We start from the raw sequence: 16,028 nt of genomic DNA, 5'->3' as shown, positions 1-16,028 counted from the left end.
GCGGCGAAGCGAACCTCTCCATAAAAAACCAGATCAAAATCAGTTATTTACAGGAATTTCTTCCAGGGGTAGAGGGGTATTCACTCAAGCCCGGCGGGAAAGCCATGCATGGATCAACCCCGCCTGGAAAAACGGCACCGGAAGTTCGAAGCCGCCGTCTTCAATGATCGAGGCAATCCGCGCTGGCGGTAGCACACCGACATCATGCGCATAGGCATAGCGCATCCGCGCCATCATCTCTTCGGAGACATCGGCCGCGGACATCATGTTCATCCACGCGTGAAGCAGTACGTCATATTCGGGTGACGCGATGTCTGACGCCAGGTCGGCGCTCGCGAGAACGCCACCCGATTTGAGCTTCTCGGCAATGCCACGGAAGAAACCGGAGCGTTCGTCGAGATTCGTGATGAACTGCGAGACGAGCAGGCAGGTCGACGCATCGTGTAGCTCGGCGGTGGGGAGTGACGCTAGATACCCCTCATGGAAGGTGCAGCGAGACGTCACGCCTTCCTGCTCGGCCCTTTCCCGACAGACGTCGAGCATCCGCCCCGACGGCTCCACGGCCGTAAAACGCCAACCAGGATGCTGTGAGGCGAGATAGAACAGCTCATCGCCCGTCCCCACCCCGACACAGAGAATTCGTGCCTCCGCCGGCAAATTCGCGAACAACGACCCCAGCAATAGATGCAGGCAATTCCGAATCGGTGACGTCTTGGCCCACTGCTGGTCGTAGCTTGCCGCCTGCTGGTCGAATAGCGCCTTGATCTCGTCCTGGTTCATCTCATTCCCCGCGGTTAATCCTGACGCTGACACTCGGCAGGCCAAATTGGTCGAAGGTGGACGTGGCGTTGGCGGCGCGCTAGTCATCATGGTTCAACCACTCTAGGCTCCGCGATCTAGCTGGGATTGAAGCGCGCGAGACAACTCGACATAGATTCGTGCCGCCTCGTTCGTCGGATCGAGATCGCGAGCCACCTCACGACGCAGACGCCGAAGCTCGTGATACAGCGTTACCTGTGGCTGATCGATCAGGCCTGCCCGCACCAGCAGCTCCGGCAGCCGAACCGCTGATACCTCGCCCGGGCTACCATCTTCGCTCTCCTGTGACGACAGCGACGTGCGGGCTGCGCGCTCCAGTCGAGTCCACGCCTCCAGTATGGCCGTACGGGGATGGCGCTCGGCCAACTCGGTAAGAAATGTCTCCGCTTCACCGGCACGCGCGCTCACGACGTCAACCCGACCCGGCGACAGTGAGCGCAGCTGTTCGAGGTCGTGTTCGAACTCGGCCTCGATAGGCCCAGCACGCAGCTTCTTGATGAAGGATCCAAACTGCAGGATCTGGTCGCGGAAGAGAAGCGCGAGAATCAGTGCGAACACCGGCCAGGCCAGCGACCGGACTAGGCTCGAAATGAATGTCAGCCAATCCATCGTCAGTACTCGGTTTATCCCGCGTGCATGGTCGTGACTGCGCGAGCTGGCAGCCAGAGTGGCAGGTTGGCGCAGGTGTCACAAAATTGCGAGCCCCCATCAGCTGAAGGCGACAGATGAAAGCGGCGCGGAAAAGCGCTCCCATCGACCGCCTGGTTAGCTTGGCGATGGGCCAAAGAAAGCTCGAGCCTTCTTGGCGAGGCTAGGAAGTTGGCCAAACTCAGACTTGAGTTGGGTTTTCACCCGCCATTCTTCAACACCACCCAAATGGTTCATCTCCATGTCAAAGATTATGTTCCCGCGTGCGTTGCAGCTGACATAAAACTTGAACTCACCTTCAATAGATTCCCATCCTTCCAATGTTCTCCAAGGTTTACTTTGCGATGCCATCCATTCGAATAGATTTGCAAGTCCATGTGCATCGGTGTAGGCCCACACTTCCCTCTGGCAATTGACCGTACCCGACGAGAATGCCACTGAGAAATTATCGCCATTGACGCCGAAAAAAATTAATTCAGCTTCTGTTTCTGATGACTGAACTCGAAACTCTTGCATCCTTTCTCCAGCTAACGCACGGCTCACGCGTCGATTTGGAGCCGCAAAGCGGCGGAAAATCGGTCGCGGTTCAGCCGATTGTTATATCTAAAGCCCGACAACACGATTCCAGTCAGCAATGTACATATACATTCGTTGGTACTCGCTAGGCAGCAGCGCTCTATTATGAGCTACAAAGTTTCTAGATTTCTCAAGCTCGTCCATTCTCTGTTTCAGCCAATGCTGCGAAGGCATAACGTCCTGAAAATGCTCCCACTTCTCAACGATTATCTGTGAGAGATGACCGAAATCGATGAAACCTAGAAGGTCAGTTTTCTCTCCTTCTAACCATGAGTCCCCCATAGCGGTTTTCTGACGCTTTTCCGCGAAATCTCTCACCTTTCTAGGCAATTTATCTAGCCAATCGCTTCCTTCCGCCTCAGAGAGCGTTTCCCTTATAAACCCCCTCACATGATTCTCAAACGCAAATAGTACTGAGTAGAGTCTTGCCATTTCGAGTGCACTATTTCTGAGGTTTACCGGAAAAGGCGCTAAGGCTTCAGTCAATAGCTGTTGCTCTGAAGCAGTTTGATCAGCACCGACCTGGATACCAGCTTTTTGGAAAGAAGTGGCTTCTGCTTCAAACAAAAGACCGCGAAAAAGATAGTCTCTTAAGTCTTTATATTTCAATACAAATTCTCCTTGAGAGACTTGAAAATTGCGTTATAAACTTCTACATCCTTGGTCGCAGGTAGGTGTATTTGAATATTGTAATGAAGCCCACCAAGAACCGGTGGCTGAACACCACTCTCAGGTTTCGCTTGTTGGTCTTCAGTGCTAGCATTTTCCGGCTCTACGGGTTTTGATTTATTAAGGGCATTTAAATCCGCTAAATTCAGCAGTGCAAAAAAGGTGCTTGTCATTATTTTTGCAACACTGTCACTAACATTGTGATAGCTCTTAAACTTACCTTCTATTGCTGGCTTGTCGGCTGGTGTTGGATGAGATTTGATAAGAAATATGTCCGAATATGCATCTTTAAGGGCTTCTGCCATCACCCTTTGAGAGCTTGAATGACTTCGATATTCGTTGTACCGGTTCGTTGGCTGACCATCAGGAGTCAAAAAACCAAGTGATTTCATGATAGGAATGAAAGCCCGGTGATTCTTTGATGTGTACCCTAGGTCTTTCAAGTGTTCCTGAGTAAAACGTTCCGGAGCCTGGCCATCTCTGAGCCTGTGAAAAAACTCACCCAACTTCCCGTAAGCGTTTGTGTAGGTGCTTGGTAGTCCCATGTTTCCCCCTTGATAAGAATTGACTCACCGATATAATGCCGCACAGCACGCGCAGTTACGGAATGGGGGCGAAGCCGCAATGTAGTAACTGTCGCCGTGCCTGTAATTGCTATGTTCTGAGTGCGCTTAAGCAGACAGGTGTCCGACAACGCCGCCGACTCCGATAGCCCACATCGTTTCGAACATGGAGCTTAAAAAACGCGAGTTCGGTCAGTTAATACTTTCACCATAGACACCCCCTTTTACTGTTGCTGGTGGCCGGCAGGAACACGTTTACGCTGATGTATCTCAGTAAAGTTAATAAAAGAGCCATGGAGCCAACAAACGCCAGGGGAATCGAACCCAACCTGCTACCCCTGTCGGCCTAAGCACACTCATTTTTAACGACTATTTTTTATCCTTCGGTGGCATTGGATCATTACCATGACTATCCGTATTTTGGATGTCCCCATCTTTTTTATGGATCACAAACTCCGAGCCCTGATTCCTACTGACATCTCGGCCATAGTCAACCGCATCTTGTTTTGTGTCAAAGTGCTTGATGACCCGTTCACCACCACCTTTTTTTAAATCCCATCCGCCTTCAGGATTCGGAACTACATGATGTGTTTTCCTAGGCATCGTCATTCTCCTCTTTGAACATAACGCCAGCGGTAATGGGCGGCAACGGAGCGCAGCGTAGTTAACGTCCCGTGGACCGCATTGTTAGGCCTCCTGTTACCCGCGCCTACCAGAAATGTCATAGAAGACACCCTCCGTGTATTCAAGGGGATCTCGCTCATCTATTCCTAGTTGATTAAGCAGTTGAGAAGGTGACAATGGTGGGCAAGGCAGCTCTGACCGATTCGTTTCAGTCATCACATGAATGAATTTTTTATCAATTGTTAAGAAACAATCTGCACCATTAACCTCAGCCGTCCATAGGTGAAATGCATCCGGGTACTGTTTCTCAGACAACCCCTTGCAAAGCTCGCCGAATCTTTTAACGTTCCGCAGATTGGCCACTAGAAAGCTTGGCAAATCCTTTACCTGAGTAACTTTTTCAATTAAGACATTCGGATCGATAGCCAATAGCCATTTGCAAAATTTTATCATGCTCTGGCTATCAATATACTCATCCAATGAGGATTGAAAAAAGTACGACCTCTCAACGGCGGCATCTACGTGCTCAACCTCTACCCCGTTAAAGACATTGCCAATGGCGGTCGCAGGAAATGATCCAGGACGCTTCCACCCCTCAAACATGGTTTCCATGTAAGACGACAAAGCGATAACGTCCTGTCTTGCCAGTCTGCCAATTGTCGTCATGCATTTAACCTGCTCTCTCTTCCAAGGTTCAGATTCCTTAGGCAATGGCTTTCCCTCAAACCCAGAAATCTGCACTGTATGCTTTTCTCCACCCCAATAAATCTGATGAGGTTTTTGCGAGCCTCGCACAGTGTCGCTAATACTGAAAATACAATTATCGAGAAAGACCCTTTTCGGAGTGCTATGTTCCATATACCTGCCCAATGGGTATTAGATAGCGCGCTCGTTTAGCCACTTGAACAAGCTCGCGCGTTGAATAATCTTATTTAGCACGCTCTTTCACACCTAACCCATTGATTTTGAATAATGCTCAGAATAATTCGGCGCGTTATGCAGAATTCGCATGCTCGCACGTTTTGCACAATCTGACATGACTATGCATAGATACAGTTATTCGGTGGAGGCCCTTTCGGTTGGCTTTTGACGAAATCCGCCACGCTACCGCCCGCCATGGAGGATGACGATGTTTCCCATCATCCCAACGCGGCTGTCCCTTATGAGCTTGTGACTCTGTAAGCCATTTCTTGTGCTGTTCTACGCACAGTAACCAATAGTTACATTAGAAACAACGCCACGAAAGCATTAATCAATCGTGGCTCGAGAGGCCGGCGTTGTCGCGTCAGAAGACGAAGATCATTCAGGAATTAGGAGGGTCACTGGCCGCTTACCGTCACGGGAACGGCCAGATTGAAGCGCTAGCCCGCCGGTACTCAGTACATCAGGTTTCCGTTCTTGGTTTCATGCGGAATTCTCTGGATGGAATCCCAGTGTTCTACGATCTTGCCGTTGTCGCCGAAACGGAAAAAATCCATCGTGACGTACTCATCGCCGCCGGGCCAGGTCTGGTGCGTGTGGAGAGATACCAGATCGGCTTCGGCCACCGCGCGCACGAACTCGATTTCCTTCCCGGGATACTGCTCTGCCATTGCCGTGAAGTAATCGATGAACGCCTGCTTTCCATTACCCACTACCGGGTTGTGCTGGATGTAATCGGCACCCACATAAGTCGCGACGGCAAGGTTAGGATCACCGAGATAAGCCGTGCGATAGAAGGCGATCGCATTGTGCTTGTTGGCTTCCAGGTCATGTTGCATGCCGTTGCTCCGTGCAGATTGACTACCATCGAAGGAGCCGCAGAGCAGAACCGTAGCTCAGTGACCCTGTTCCGCCGCCCTCAACTCCCCCAACGCGCCCTTGCACCGTTCTTCGACCTGATCCAGCTCACGCTGCATGACGCGGATGTCTTCGAGCTGGCGTTCGAGGTTGGCGCGTTTGTCGGCGAGGATCTCGAGCAGGCGTTCGAGTTGGCGGATGCTGCCGTCGTGGCGGGTGTCGTAGAGGTCGAGCACTTCGCGAATCTCGATCAGCGAGAACCCAGGCGCTTGCCGCGCAGGGCGAGCTTGAGGCGAACGCGGTCCTTGCCGAAGCGCTCGGAAGGCACTGCTTGCATGCCATGTATATTATGGCAATATACAAAATATGATCGATTTGGCGCAGATTACCGGCTTCGACTGGGACGAGGGCAATGCCCGCAAAAGTGCGGACAAGCACGGCGTACGCCAATCCGAAGCGGAACAGGTGTTTTTCAATCAGCCACTGCTGATGGTCGAAGATACCAGACACAGCCAAGACGAACCTCGATATCATGCCCTCGGCATCACGGACGACCATCGTCAGCTACACATCACGTTCACCTTGCGTGCAGCCGGTACGCTGATTCGAGTTATCTCGGCCCGAGCCATGCACCGTAAGGAGAGGAGGATTTATGAGCAAAACCAAGACGACGCCTGAGTTCAAGAGTGAAGCGGAAGAGCGTGCGTTCTGGGAAAGCCACGACTCCACCGACTATGTGGACTGGAACCAGGCTAAGCGTGCCGCGCTTCCCAACCTGAAGCCATCGACCAAGACAATCTCTTTGAGGTTGCCGGAATCACTACTGGATCGCATCAAGATCGAAGCCAACAAGCGGGATATGCCTTATCAGTCGCTGATCAAGGTCTGGCTGGCTGATGATGTCGAGGAAAATCGGCGGTCTTGATGGTGAGCTTCCAGGTATAAGCCATGCTCAAGAACTCTTTTCCGCCGCCTTCAACTCCTCCAACGCGCCTTTGCACCGCTCTTCGACCTGATCCAGCTCCCGCTGCATGACGCGGATGTCTTCGAGCTGGCGTTCGAGGTTGGCGCGTTTATCGGCGAGGATCTCGAGCAGGCGCTCGAGTTGGCGGATGCTGCCGTCGTGGCGGGTGTCATAAAGATCGAGCACTTCGCGGATCTCGATCAGGGAGAAACCGAGACGCTTTCCGCGCAGGGCGAGCTTGAGGCGGACGCGGTCCTTCTCGTGGTAGACGCGGGTCTTGCCGCGCCGCTCGGGGGAGAGCAGGCCTTCCTGCTCGTAGAAGCGGATGGTGCGGGTGGTCACGTCGAAGTGCTGCGCGAGTTCGCCAATGGCGTAGGTCTGGCCGGACACGGGGTGATTGCCTCTTCTGATTTACTCTACCCTAGCGTTATTTAACCTTTACGTGAAGATCAACGTTAAGCGAAGTATTCCACACACATCGGCACCGCGGACAGGCGGTCACGGATCATGAGTGACGGGCGGAATGGGGTCGAAGAATGGTGCTCGAGTTATCAACAGCCTGTTTCAGATTTGGCTAAAACAGCGAGTTCTGTCGTTCGCCCGGGAACTCGGCCAACGGCGGCAATTCGATCCGTTCGGCAATCTGGTTGTAGAACTTTCGTGCCAGTTCCGGCGCCTGGCGGTTATCCGGTGTATGCACAAAGAGAAAAGGGGTTTTCCCCTGTTTTATCCACAGGACGAGACGTTCTATCCACGGCTCGAAACGGGCCTGGTTAATGGCTTCGTCGAAGTGCCCGATAAAACGAATGATGGGATTGACCGCCGTGCAGAGCACGTGTAATGGGACTTTCGGCTTTTCGCCTTGCGCCTTGGCGAGCCGGTTGTCAAGCCCTGGGGGGGTGGCAAAGAGCGCCCGCACGTCGAGCATTACCCGATTGGCGTCTTGACTTATCAACAAGCGGTTGAATGCCTGTTCTGCAGGCCCTTTGTGGAAAAAATCACTGTGCCGGACCTCCACCGCGCAGGGTATCTCCCGTGGCCGGTGAGTGAGCAATCGCTCCAACGCGGGCAGCTCGCCCTGGCCGAAATCTCTGGGTAGCTGGACCATGATCGGCCCTAGACGATCTTTCAACGGTGAGAGTCGCTCGATGAAGCGTTCAAACTCATCGTCAATATCGCGCAGGCGTTTGCCGTGGGTCAGCTGGCTGGGCAGCTTGAAGCAGAAGCGAAAGGTCTCGGGCGCCTGTTCGGCCCAGGCCGTCACCGTCTCCGCCTTGGGAATGCCGCTGTAGAAGGTGGTGTTGCCTTCCACGGCGTTGAACACGCTGGCGTAGTCGCGCAGCTCCACGTCGCCGTGGCCGGGCAGCAGGCTGCCTTGCCAGTCGGCGTTGGCCCACATCGCCATGCCCAGGTAGAGCGGCGGTGCAGACTCATCAATCAACATAGCTTTGCTTCCATGCAGTCATAAGCTCCGAAAAGTCGGCGAGCGATGGTCAGACAAGGCAAAAAATCGGCGCAACAGCGGAGTTTACGAGTTTGTAAATGAGCATGTTAAGCCGATTTTTAACGCCGTATGACCGAGCACAGCCAGTTTTCGGCTCAACGAAGCTTTTCGGCGTGCAGGGTCACCGTAGGCGAAACGATATCCTGCTGGGCGGCGATCATCGCCAGTTCGCGGGTGCCGGCACGGCGGGTGTGTTCGAACAGCATCTGCACCGCGGCGGCGGTCTGCTCCAGGGCGCGGGCGGGGCCTTCGTCGGTGAGGCCGGCGCGCAGGCTGTGGGCGAGGAACATCGCGGCAGTGAAATCGCCGGCGCCATTGGGCGGAATGGCGAAATCCACCTTGGGCGTGGCAATCCGCCAGCTACCGCCAGGGGCGTCGACCAGCATGCCGATGTGATCTTCATCGTCCCCGGCGACTTCCAGCGAAGTGATCAGCACTACCTTAGGCCCTTTGGCACGCAACGCGGCGGCAGCGGCGAGGGCATCTTCCAGCGTGTCGATCTCGCGCCCGGCGAGAAAGGCGAGCTCGAACTGGTTGGGGGTGACAATATCGGCGCGGGCAATGGCGTGGTCGCGCATCCACTCGGGAATGCCTTCGCGCACGAAGAAGCCGCGGCCGACATCGCCCATCACCGGGTCGCAGCAGTAGAGTGCGTCCGGATTGGCCTGTTTGACGCGATCGACGCTGTCCAGCACGGCGCGACCGATGCCTTCGTCGCCCATGTACCCGGATAGCACGGCATCGACACCGTCGAGCCCAACCAGGGATTCGACGCCGTCCAGCACGTTCCTGAGGTGGTCGGGCGTGAACACATCGCCGGTAAAGGTGCCATAGCCGGTGTGGTTGGAGAACTGGACGGTGTTGATGGCGGTGACTTCCAGCCCCAGCCGCTGAAGCGGAAATACGGCGGCACGGTTGCCGACGTAACCGTAGGCGACGTGGCTCTGAATGGAGATGACTTGGGTCATGAGACGATCCTGCCGCTTGAAGCGCAAAGGGCGTAGTAAAAGGACATAGTGTAATGCGCCGCTGGAGGAACTTGCAGCGCTTGTCTTTGGTCGATACCTCGCTCGACGCCATCGAGCGGCGGCGATATGCTCGCTCCAGCTTTTTCACCGACTTTTTATATTCGTCTTCTTAATGCATCGTGTTTCAAGGATCGACCCTGCATGCTCTCCAGCGCCTCGCGCCAGCGCGCCTCATTACATCGCTTTCCCTCGCTGCTGGCCTGTCTTGTCTTTGCCCTGCTCGTGGCCGGCTGTTCCAGCGGCCCTATCGCGACCACCACGTCGGGCGAAAGCCCGGAGGCGTGGATCGAACAGCCGGCACGCAAGACCACTTGGCACAACCTGCCAGGCTGGAGCCGGGACCAGCCGATGGCGGCGTGGAGCGCCTTCCAGGAGAGCTGCACTCGGCTCGAGCGCAAGCCAGCATGGCAAAGCGTCTGCCACGATGCCCGGTCGGTCGATCCGCTCGATGCCCTGGCGATCCAGAACTTCTTCGAGTCCCGTTTCGTGCCTTACCGCGTGACCAACAGCGACGGCAGCGCCACCGGCCTGATCACCGGCTACTACGAGCCGATCCTGCGCGGCTCCCGCGTGCGGGGCGGACCCTACCAGACGCCACTCTACCAGTACCCGAAATACTGGAAGAAGCACACCCACGTCGGCCCAACCCGCGCCGAACTGATGCGCAGCGGCGATCTCGATGGCACGGAACTGGTCTGGGTCGACGATCCTGTGGAAGCGGCCTACCTGCAGATTCAGGGCTCCGGCCGCGTCGAGATGACCGACGGCACCACCATGCGCGTGGCCTACGCCGGCACCAACAATCAGCCGTTCCAGTCCTTCGCCAAGCGCCTGATCGAACGCGGCGAAATCACCCCGGCCGAAGCCACGCTGCCCGGCGTGCGCGACTGGGCGCGCCGGCATCCGGGCCAGGTCGAAGAGATGCTCAACGTCAATCCGCGCATGGTGTTCTTCCGTGAGCTCAAGGGCAGCGAAGCCCTGGCCGATACCAGCGGTCCGGTGGGCGCACTGGGGGTGCCGCTCACCTCCGAGCGCAGCATCGCGGTCGACCCGGACGAGATCCCCCTCGGCGCGCCGGTGTTTCTCTCCACCACCCAGCCGCTTTCCAACCGGCCGCTGCAGCGCCTGATGGTGGCGCAGGACACCGGCAGCGCGGTAAAGGGCGCGGTACGCGCAGACTTCTACTGGGGCCACGGCGATGCCGCCGGGGAAGCCGCCAGCCGGATGAAACAGCGGGGCGAGATGTGGGTGCTGATGCCCAAATGAGAAAGCACCCAATCGTTTGGGCGCTTCGTGGACATTGCTACCTGGCTAGCGAGTGCCGGCAAACGCCTTGCGCACCCGCAACGCCGCGATCACCTGGATGACGCCGTAAACCAGCGCGACGATACCGATCCACAGCGCAGTGGCCACCAGGCCGCTGAGCGGGCTGACGACGAGTAGGATGCCCAGCAGCAGTGCCAGCACGCCACTGAGAACGGTCCAGCCCTCGCCCGGCGCGGCCCAACCCTGGCCGGGCACGGGGCGGCGGATGCGCAGGCCCAACAGCAGGCGATAGACCCCGGCGATGATCAGCCAGATGCCGACCAGCACCAGCAGCGCGCTGGCCATGGAGAGCGGATCGAAGATCGCGAGCAGACCGAACAGTATCGACAACGCGCCGTAGCCGATCAGCCATCCTTTGCCCGCTCCCCGATAGGCCGTCGCCGTCATGAACAGCGTGGAGACGCCCTCCGCCAGTGCCATGATGCCCATGATCCAGGTCAACGCCGCGATGGCGGCCAGCGGCCGAAACACCGCGATCAGACCGAATACGATGGCGATGACGCCGAACGCCATCAGAATCCACCAGCTACGTCCGATGAGACTTCTCGTTGCCATTGGCGACTCCCATTGATATCCCTGTTCGAGGAAACCTGCACACTGCGTCGAATCCATCCTTCAATACAGACTTTCAACATAGACCTTCACGGGAGTGACTTCGATGACCGAATTCCCCCCGGCGGCAGCGCCGCTGGCCATCGTCACCGGTGCCACCGCCGGACTCGGGCTGGAGACTGCCAAGGGCCTGGCAGCGAACGGGTTTCGCATTGTCGTCGCCGGGCGCAATCCCGACAAGGGCAAGCTCGCCTGCCACGCGGTGCGCACTCATCAACCCGGCGCCGAGGTTCGCTTCGAGCTGCTCGATCTCGACAGCCTCGAATCGGTACGCCAGTTCGCCGACCGCCTGCAGGAGAGCGAGACGTCGCTGCAACGGCTGATCAACAACGCCGGTATCATGGCGCTGCCCAGGCGTGAGCGCACCGAGGACGGTTGCGAGCGCCAGTTCGGGGTCAACTACCTTGGCCACTTCCTGCTCACCAGCCTGCTGCTGCCGCTGCTGGTCGCCGCCTCGTCGTCGGGTTCCGAGTCAGCGCCAGCACGCGTCGTCCAGCTCTCGAGCCTGGCGCACCGCAGCGGCAGGATCGATTTCGACGACCTCAACGGCGAGCGCGACTACGACCCGTGGCGCGCCTACCGCCAGTCCAAACTCGCCATGCTGTTGTTCGCCCAGGCGCTGCAGCAACGGAGCGACCAGCACGGCTGGGGGCTGTTGAGTGTCGCCGCCCATCCCGGGCTTTCCCGCACGGCGCTGTTCGATGCCGGCGTGAAGAGCCGCGCGCTGGTCGGCCAGGCATTCAAGCTGGTGATGCCGCTGGTCAGCCAATCCGCCGCCGAAGGCGCCAGACCCACGCTCCACGCCGCGCTCGCCGACGACGTACGCCCCGGCGACTACTTCGGCCCCGACGGCTTCAGCGAGACCCGCGGCGCACCCAAACGCGCCCATCGCAGTGCCGCGGCCAGGGACCGGGCGGTGGAAGATCGGCTATGGAAAGTGTCGTGTGAATTGACCGGAGCGGCGTGGTCATCGAACGCTTAAAGACGCACTCAGCGGAGCTGGTGTCAGCGTCGAATTTCATCATCGAAAGCGAGGAATAGTTCGCTGCGCCATTCGTCTTACCTGCAGCCGACAGTGACAGGAATTATCCCGCTGTCGACAGCGACCACACATTCGAGTCGCAGCTATTTCATGACAGGAGTCGATGATGGAAACCAAGACAATGTCTCGCCTGGCCCGAGTCGCCGCCGCCGTCGCGCTTGCCGGCTTCATGCCGCTATTGGCCCAGGCCGATAACAGTATTGCCCAGCAGGAAGCCATGCAGCGACTGCACCAGCCGCTGAGCCTGCAGCCCGCCATGATGACGGCCAACCAGTTCGGGCCCTGGCGCCTGGATATCGGCGCGGGTCACAGTGAAGCCAGCGCCAATGCGCTGCGTGCCGAACAGAACCGCACCGGCATGACCACCATGAAAGCGCTGGGCAGGGCGCAGCAGAGCTTGATTGCGGAGGGGCAGAGTGCTGCGCAAATGGCCGTCATCAAACGGCTCTACACCACCAATCCCGCCTGAGCATCGACGCATCGAAAGCGACCAATAACTCGCGATCAATAACGCCCAAGCCGAGGCCAATCACCTCGGCTTTTTGACGTTCATCGCCTGATTTCGGAGCGGAAACGACTGGTCGTGAAGAAAGCGACCGGGTTGGCGTGACGCCGACCTGATCGCTTGCTGCATATCCATTCCTATCGTCTTTTACCATGAAAAAGCGTGTCGCGATTTATGGCTGTTTGCGGCTTCTGGTCATGCTGGCCAATACGCCATCCCGACGAATCAGAGCATGATAAAGCGCTGCCGCCAGGTGCAGGAGAATGAGCGCGAACAGGCTCAGCGCCAGCCAGGTATGGGCGAAGCGCAACGCGCTGTAGAGCGTGGGAGATGGCGACACCAGGTCCGGCAGCGTGACGCCGGCGAAGAGTGTGACCGGGTAGCCGCCGGCCGAGAGCATGGTCCAGCCGATCAGCGGCATCGCCAACATCAATGCATACAGCGCCCAGTGGGAGAGATGGGCAGCGGCGCGTTGCCAGGGCGGCAGGTCCGCGGGCAGCGCCGGGGTGCCATATCGCCAGCGCACCAGCAGCCGCACGATGACCAGCGCGAGAATCGCGATTCCCAGCGGTTTATGAAGCTGAACGAGCCATACGTGGCGCTCGGAAACCGTGGCCACCATGCCGACGCCGACAAACAGCATCGTCAGGATCATGATCGCCATCAGCCAGTGCAGCAGACGGGCGGGGAGGGAAAAGGTACCGGCAGTCCGTGGGTTCATGATCGTGGCTCCTGGGTCGAGGATGTCGCCGATTCGGCCTCCTCGCGAGTGCGTCGGTTATAGGATTCCGAATAGGCGGCTGAACGCGCGCTCAACAGCGGGTCGTCGGAGCCGGCGATACCGTCGGGCAGCACCAGCGGGTCGTAGTTGATGTCACGACAGGGGCCGTCGGCCTGGTCCTGGGCACGGTCGATGGTGACGATGCCGGCATCGATCTGGCGGCGATCCGCCGGCCAGGCCAGGGTGGCATCGTCGGTGGGGTCACCGGGATTGGCCACGGTGACGATCAGGTGCCAGCGCTGGGGCCCCTTATCCAGGCGTTCCCGCAAGTCCCGGGACAGAAAATCGGGATCCTGCTTCTGGGCCTCGGTCATCGGCGTGAAGGGCGCTTCCGGCACCAGCCCCCAGCGTACGAAGTGGGTCGTCCCGCCGGCATCGATGAAGCGGAAGGCATCAAGGCTGTTGTACTCGACGTTGACGAAGCTCGAGGAGCGCTGGGCGGTTTTCGCCCATGCCAGGAATGGCTTGGTTTCCGGATGGCCGGCAAAGAAGGCCGCCATTTTCGCGGGGTCCGGCTTGCCGCTCTGCGAATCCGGCTGGGAGGCTTTCAACAGTTCCCAGAACGCCTGCGGTGTCGATACCGGAAACACCGGCATCGCGTTCATCGCGGTTCGCCACTGCTCGTCGTTCGGCAACTGGAACTGCAGCGCGAAACTGCGTATCGGCGGCATGCCATCATTGGCGTGCGGGTCTCCCCCGGGGATCGCGAGGCGGCCGATGAGCGGGCTGACGCGTCCCGTTTCGAAAACAGTGGCGCGGGACAGGCTGTCCACGTTGCCGTTGCTCTCGAAACTGCCCACCACGCAGTACCCCTTGGCGTGATTGCGTCGGTAGCCTTCGTGAACGCCGGCGTTGTCCTCCAGCGTATTGATCATCCGATCCGGGGTCAGCCGGCCAGGGTCCAGCCAACCGCCCACGTAGGCGAAGGCCGTCGCCAGAATGGCGATGACGAGGCCGATAATCGTGAACCTCAATATCAGTTTCGGCGGCGGTGCGGCGTTCTGGGTCATGTCTGCTCCGGGCAACTTTGCCTGAATGGAGCGAGTAGGACGCCGCTGCCGACACTTTATTCCCAGTCACCATTGCGTGCCTGAATCCCGCCGGCGAGAGATTGGCGATTCCCTTGGAGACAGAAGGGAATAGAATTGCCATCGGTTCGTCCTACAGCGACTTCCTTCGATACGCTGGAACATCCATGAATCCACCCGATGACGATCAACTGCGTGAACTCCTGCCCCGTTTGCGGCGCTTTGCCGTGTCGCTGACCCAGAGTCCCAGCGATGCCGATGACCTGGTGCAGTCGACACTGGAAAAGGCCATCAGCCACTGGCAGCGCCGCCGCCCCGGTGGCGACCTGCGCGCCTGGCTGTTCTCTATCCTGTACCGCCAGTTCATCGACAGTCGACGTCGCGCCGGACGCTACGCGCGGCTCATGCAGCTGTTCACCGGCGAGCCCCAGACCAGCGCCTCGGCGGAAGATATCGTCGTGGCCAATGCCACCTGGGAGGCGTTCGATCGACTGCCTCCCGAGCATCGCGCCCTGCTGATGCTCGTCTCGGTGGAGGGGCTGAGCTACCGCGAGGTGAGCAAAACCCTGGACATTCCGATGGGGACGGTGATGTCGCGGCTCTCTAGAGCGCGTCGTTCCCTGCGCGAGCTGGATGAGGGAGAACCGCGCGAGAAGCGTCCGGCACCGTCACTCAGGAGGCTCAAATGAATCCGAATCGACCTACCGAACAGGACCTGCACGCCTATCTCGACGATCAGTTGGACGCCGAGCGTCGGCAGTGGGTGTCAACCTGGCTCCAGGCCAACCCGGAACGGGCGGCGGAACTCGAGGCGTGGCGCAGGGACACCCAACACTTGCGCGCGCGGTACGCCAATCCCGAACAGTGGCCGGCCAATGCCTCGCTCGATCCGGCCGCGATCCGGCGTCGCCAGCGGGCCGGGCAACGGCGCTGGCTGGCCACGGCCGCCATGCTGGTGATGACCCTGGGCATCGGCCTGACCGGTGGCTGGACGGTGCGTGACATGATGAATCCGGCCTCGCCACCGCCGATGGCGGATGCCGTTCAGGCCTACCGCCTGTTCACCGACAGCGTCTCGTTCGACGGGAACACGGCTATCGATGGAAACACGACTATCAATGGAAACACGGCCATCGACGGGAACAGCGTTGTCGGCGTCAGCGATACCGCCGTCCCCGAACCGGGCGCCAATAGTCGCGAGAAGATCGTCAAGCTGTTTCAGGCCCATTTCAGTGACGGGATCATGCCCCCGGATCTCAGCGCCGCCGGCCTGGAGATGACCGACGCCCGGCTGCTGGCCACCGATCAAGGGCCTGCCGCGATGGTGGTCTATCGCGATCGGACCGGGCGCCAGATGATGATGTATATCCGCCCGCCGGGGGTCGGCCATCACATGCTAGAACCGGGCAAGCGGGTCGACGGCCAGCTCATGGCGCAGTACTGGTCGAAGGGCAATTACAACTATGCCGTCGTCAGCCAGCCGGACGACCCCAACGCCGCGATGCTCGAAGAGATGCTGCGCGAGAGCTAAGTCGTGCCGGAACGGCTCATTTCGACATC

General features: G+C 58.5%; 22 protein-coding genes. 7 read left to right on the top strand and 15 right to left on the bottom strand.

The window, feature by feature from the left end; genetic code table 11:
* Positions 1-84: 84 nt before the first annotated feature.
* The 9 genes from F0A16_RS09610 to F0A16_RS09570 form a co-directional block, all read right to left on the bottom strand.
* Positions 85-780 (bottom strand): class I SAM-dependent methyltransferase, encoded by a 696-nt coding sequence (locus F0A16_RS09610; protein ID WP_149435168.1) that lies wholly within the window; start codon positions 778-780, stop codon positions 85-87.
* 102 nt (positions 781-882) lie between these two features.
* A complete protein-coding gene (locus F0A16_RS09605; protein ID WP_149435167.1) occupies positions 883-1,428 on the bottom strand; it encodes a hypothetical protein in 546 nt (181 codons plus the stop codon).
* A gap of 156 nt (positions 1,429-1,584) precedes the next feature.
* Positions 1,585-1,983 carry a DUF6228 family protein gene (locus F0A16_RS09600; protein ID WP_149435166.1) on the bottom strand — a complete coding sequence of 133 codons (399 nt, stop codon included), beginning with the start codon at positions 1,981-1,983 and terminating at the stop codon, positions 1,585-1,587.
* A gap of 87 nt (positions 1,984-2,070) precedes the next feature.
* Entirely contained in the window at positions 2,071-2,652 is a 582-nt protein-coding gene (locus F0A16_RS09595; protein ID WP_239023776.1) for a Swt1 family HEPN domain-containing protein, read from the bottom strand.
* Positions 2,649-3,257: a DUF5343 domain-containing protein gene (locus tag F0A16_RS09590; RefSeq protein WP_149435165.1), complete on the bottom strand. Its 609-nt coding sequence runs from the start codon at positions 3,255-3,257 to the stop codon at positions 2,649-2,651. The genes F0A16_RS09595 and F0A16_RS09590 overlap by 4 nt, the downstream gene beginning before the upstream one ends.
* Positions 3,258-3,644: 387 nt before the next feature.
* A complete protein-coding gene (locus tag F0A16_RS09585) occupies positions 3,645-3,878 on the bottom strand; it encodes a DUF2188 domain-containing protein (RefSeq protein WP_149435164.1) in 234 nt (77 codons plus the stop codon).
* Between the two features lie 96 nt (positions 3,879-3,974).
* A complete protein-coding gene (locus F0A16_RS09580) occupies positions 3,975-4,565 on the bottom strand; it encodes a hypothetical protein (RefSeq protein ID WP_149435163.1) in 591 nt (196 codons plus the stop codon).
* A gap of 710 nt (positions 4,566-5,275) precedes the next feature.
* The gene (locus tag F0A16_RS09575; protein ID WP_149435162.1) at positions 5,276-5,659 is read right to left on the bottom strand and encodes a nuclear transport factor 2 family protein; all 384 of its coding nucleotides are present in this window, start codon (positions 5,657-5,659) and stop codon (positions 5,276-5,278) included.
* 57 nt (positions 5,660-5,716) lie between these two features.
* Positions 5,717-5,914: a MerR family transcriptional regulator gene (locus F0A16_RS09570; RefSeq protein WP_239023775.1), complete on the bottom strand. Its 198-nt coding sequence runs from the start codon at positions 5,912-5,914 to the stop codon at positions 5,717-5,719.
* A 130-nt stretch (positions 5,915-6,044) separates the two neighbouring features.
* Here F0A16_RS09570 and F0A16_RS09565 point away from each other — a divergent pair, with 130 nt between their 5' ends.
* Complete coding sequence (locus F0A16_RS09565) at positions 6,045-6,356, top strand: BrnT family toxin (protein WP_149435161.1); 312 nt, start codon at positions 6,045-6,047, stop codon at positions 6,354-6,356.
* Entirely contained in the window at positions 6,331-6,603 is a 273-nt protein-coding gene (locus F0A16_RS09560) for a BrnA antitoxin family protein (protein WP_149435160.1), read from the top strand. The genes F0A16_RS09565 and F0A16_RS09560 overlap by 26 nt, the downstream gene beginning before the upstream one ends.
* A 27-nt stretch (positions 6,604-6,630) precedes the next feature.
* Here the strand turns inward: F0A16_RS09560 and F0A16_RS09555 are convergent, their stop codons facing one another.
* From F0A16_RS09555 to pdxY, 3 genes are all read right to left on the bottom strand, one after another.
* A complete protein-coding gene (locus F0A16_RS09555) occupies positions 6,631-7,032 on the bottom strand; it encodes a MerR family transcriptional regulator (protein ID WP_149435159.1) in 402 nt (133 codons plus the stop codon).
* A gap of 184 nt (positions 7,033-7,216) precedes the next feature.
* A complete protein-coding gene (locus F0A16_RS09550) occupies positions 7,217-8,086 on the bottom strand; it encodes a DUF72 domain-containing protein (RefSeq protein ID WP_149435158.1) in 870 nt (289 codons plus the stop codon).
* Between the two features lie 155 nt (positions 8,087-8,241).
* Positions 8,242-9,114: a pyridoxal kinase PdxY gene (gene pdxY, locus F0A16_RS09545; RefSeq protein ID WP_149435157.1), complete on the bottom strand. Its 873-nt coding sequence runs from the start codon at positions 9,112-9,114 to the stop codon at positions 8,242-8,244.
* Between the two features lie 201 nt (positions 9,115-9,315).
* On the opposite strand from pdxY, the gene mltA reads away from it, so the two are divergent.
* Positions 9,316-10,440 carry a murein transglycosylase A gene (mltA, locus tag F0A16_RS09540; protein ID WP_149435156.1) on the top strand — a complete coding sequence of 375 codons (1,125 nt, stop codon included), beginning with the start codon at positions 9,316-9,318 and terminating at the stop codon, positions 10,438-10,440.
* Positions 10,441-10,485: 45 nt separating this feature from the next.
* On the opposite strand, the gene F0A16_RS09535 is transcribed toward mltA, so the two are convergent.
* On the bottom strand, positions 10,486-11,055 hold the full coding sequence (locus tag F0A16_RS09535) for an HdeD family acid-resistance protein (protein ID WP_187775961.1): 570 nt from the start codon (positions 11,053-11,055) through the stop codon (positions 10,486-10,488).
* A gap of 103 nt (positions 11,056-11,158) precedes the next feature.
* Between F0A16_RS09535 and F0A16_RS09530 the strand changes: the two genes are divergently transcribed.
* Positions 11,159-12,094 carry an oxidoreductase gene (locus F0A16_RS09530; RefSeq protein WP_149435154.1) on the top strand — a complete coding sequence of 312 codons (936 nt, stop codon included), beginning with the start codon at positions 11,159-11,161 and terminating at the stop codon, positions 12,092-12,094.
* 166 nt (positions 12,095-12,260) lie between these two features.
* Positions 12,261-12,623, top strand: a complete 363-nt coding sequence (locus F0A16_RS09525; RefSeq protein ID WP_149435153.1) for a hypothetical protein — start codon at positions 12,261-12,263, stop codon at positions 12,621-12,623.
* A gap of 208 nt (positions 12,624-12,831) precedes the next feature.
* Here F0A16_RS09525 and F0A16_RS09520 read toward each other — a convergent pair whose 3' ends face one another.
* Both F0A16_RS09520 and F0A16_RS09515 read right to left on the bottom strand, forming a co-directional pair.
* Positions 12,832-13,380 (bottom strand): cytochrome b, encoded by a 549-nt coding sequence (locus tag F0A16_RS09520; protein ID WP_149435152.1) that lies wholly within the window; start codon positions 13,378-13,380, stop codon positions 12,832-12,834.
* Positions 13,377-14,450, bottom strand: a complete 1,074-nt coding sequence (locus F0A16_RS09515) for a catalase family peroxidase (protein ID WP_149435151.1) — start codon at positions 14,448-14,450, stop codon at positions 13,377-13,379. Before F0A16_RS09515 ends, F0A16_RS09520 begins: the two co-directional genes overlap by 4 nt.
* A gap of 185 nt (positions 14,451-14,635) precedes the next feature.
* Between F0A16_RS09515 and F0A16_RS09510 the strand changes: the two genes are divergently transcribed.
* Positions 14,636-15,157: an RNA polymerase sigma factor gene (locus F0A16_RS09510; protein WP_149435150.1), complete on the top strand. Its 522-nt coding sequence runs from the start codon at positions 14,636-14,638 to the stop codon at positions 15,155-15,157.
* Positions 15,154-15,999 carry an anti-sigma factor family protein gene (locus tag F0A16_RS09505; RefSeq protein ID WP_149435149.1) on the top strand — a complete coding sequence of 282 codons (846 nt, stop codon included), beginning with the start codon at positions 15,154-15,156 and terminating at the stop codon, positions 15,997-15,999. The genes F0A16_RS09510 and F0A16_RS09505 overlap by 4 nt, the downstream gene beginning before the upstream one ends.
* The last annotated feature ends 29 nt before the right edge of the window (positions 16,000-16,028 follow it).

Origin of the sequence: Salinicola corii (genome assembly GCF_008298015.1) — a bacterium.
Lineage (GTDB): Bacteria > Pseudomonadota > Gammaproteobacteria > Pseudomonadales > Halomonadaceae > Salinicola > Salinicola corii.
This window is presented reverse-complemented; position numbering and strand designations above follow the sequence as displayed.

Coding starts and splice junctions, on each gene's coding strand:
- F0A16_RS09600 (WP_149435166.1), bottom strand. CDS start 1,983: ATGCAAGAGTTTCGAGTTCAGTCATCAGAAACAGAAGCTGAATTAATT.
- F0A16_RS09565 (WP_149435161.1), top strand. CDS start 6,045: ATGATCGATTTGGCGCAGATTACCGGCTTCGACTGGGACGAGGGCAAT.
- F0A16_RS09510 (WP_149435150.1), top strand. CDS start 14,636: ATGAATCCACCCGATGACGATCAACTGCGTGAACTCCTGCCCCGTTTG.
- F0A16_RS09525 (WP_149435153.1), top strand. CDS start 12,261: ATGGAAACCAAGACAATGTCTCGCCTGGCCCGAGTCGCCGCCGCCGTC.
- pdxY (WP_149435157.1), bottom strand. CDS start 9,114: ATGACCCAAGTCATCTCCATTCAGAGCCACGTCGCCTACGGTTACGTC.
- F0A16_RS09530 (WP_149435154.1), top strand. CDS start 11,159: ATGACCGAATTCCCCCCGGCGGCAGCGCCGCTGGCCATCGTCACCGGT.
- mltA (WP_149435156.1), top strand. CDS start 9,316: ATGCTCTCCAGCGCCTCGCGCCAGCGCGCCTCATTACATCGCTTTCCC.
- F0A16_RS09575 (WP_149435162.1), bottom strand. CDS start 5,659: ATGCAACATGACCTGGAAGCCAACAAGCACAATGCGATCGCCTTCTAT.
- F0A16_RS09610 (WP_149435168.1), bottom strand. CDS start 780: ATGAACCAGGACGAGATCAAGGCGCTATTCGACCAGCAGGCGGCAAGC.
- F0A16_RS09580 (WP_149435163.1), bottom strand. CDS start 4,565: ATGACGACAATTGGCAGACTGGCAAGACAGGACGTTATCGCTTTGTCG.
- F0A16_RS09535 (WP_187775961.1), bottom strand. CDS start 11,055: ATGGCAACGAGAAGTCTCATCGGACGTAGCTGGTGGATTCTGATGGCG.
- F0A16_RS09515 (WP_149435151.1), bottom strand. CDS start 14,450: ATGACCCAGAACGCCGCACCGCCGCCGAAACTGATATTGAGGTTCACG.
- F0A16_RS09560 (WP_149435160.1), top strand. CDS start 6,331: ATGAGCAAAACCAAGACGACGCCTGAGTTCAAGAGTGAAGCGGAAGAG.
- F0A16_RS09520 (WP_149435152.1), bottom strand. CDS start 13,380: ATGAACCCACGGACTGCCGGTACCTTTTCCCTCCCCGCCCGTCTGCTG.
- F0A16_RS09590 (WP_149435165.1), bottom strand. CDS start 3,257: ATGGGACTACCAAGCACCTACACAAACGCTTACGGGAAGTTGGGTGAG.
- F0A16_RS09585 (WP_149435164.1), bottom strand. CDS start 3,878: ATGCCTAGGAAAACACATCATGTAGTTCCGAATCCTGAAGGCGGATGG.
- F0A16_RS09505 (WP_149435149.1), top strand. CDS start 15,154: ATGAATCCGAATCGACCTACCGAACAGGACCTGCACGCCTATCTCGAC.
- F0A16_RS09550 (WP_149435158.1), bottom strand. CDS start 8,086: ATGTTGATTGATGAGTCTGCACCGCCGCTCTACCTGGGCATGGCGATG.
- F0A16_RS09605 (WP_149435167.1), bottom strand. CDS start 1,428: ATGGATTGGCTGACATTCATTTCGAGCCTAGTCCGGTCGCTGGCCTGG.